Here is a 760-nt window from a genome sequence, read left to right as displayed (position 1 = left end):
GCGCTGCCCATGCTGTGTATCTATCCGTTCATGCAGAAGTATTTTACAAAGGGGCTTGTGATGGGAAGTGTTAAGGGATAGTGCACAGCAGCAGGGCCTTAAATAGGGAAAATACAGCAGTTAAAACGTATAATGCATGAGAAAAAACGAAAAAGGGGGATTGCATTTATGAAGCCATTCAATGATTACAGTGATATCAGAGGGTTTTGTTATTCCGGAGGTTACAGGATTCCGCAGGAGCAGCTGAAGCGGGAACTGGGATATGCCCGGAGCCTGCAGCTGAACAGCACCAGAATCTGGCTGTCAGAAAGAGATTACCGAAAAGATCCGGCAGCCTTTTTAAGTAAGCTTACCGCCTTTGTGGAGACGGCATGGGAAGCCGGCATCAGTACCATGCCTATCCTCTTTAATGGAAACGGCTTGCATCCGGGAGATTTGGAACAGGGATATGAGGAATATGCGGAAAACTACATAAAGGATGTGGTGCAGGCTCTGCGGGGGGAGCCGGGGCTGCTTATGTGGGATGTGATGAATGAACCCTCCTGCAACGACTATATCATAGAAGCGAAAGGGGAGGAAAGAAAAGCGCGCTGGGAAAAGGTGAATGAATTCCTGCGCCGCAGCTGTGATAAGGTCAGGAAGATGGACAGCGTGAATGCGGTTACCATCGGTCATACCTATATGGGCGATGTGGAGGATACCGTAGGAGAAGTGGATGTATTCAGCTTCCATGATTATCTGCCGGTGCGCCGGCAGATAG

General features: G+C 49.1%; 1 protein-coding gene. It reads left to right on the top strand.

Going from position 1 to position 760, the window contains the following annotated elements:
- Nucleotides 1-168: 168 nt before the first annotated feature.
- Nucleotides 169-760, top strand: a 592-nt coding sequence (locus DXA36_RS32670; RefSeq protein WP_182479369.1) for a cellulase family glycosylhydrolase, incomplete at its 3' end; no start/stop codon positions are given.

Origin of the sequence: Eisenbergiella sp. OF01-20 (genome assembly GCF_003478085.1) — a bacterium.
GTDB lineage: Bacteria > Bacillota > Clostridia > Lachnospirales > Lachnospiraceae > Eisenbergiella.
The sequence above is the reverse complement of the archived record's forward strand: the minus strand, read 5'-3'. Positions and strand labels throughout refer to the sequence as shown.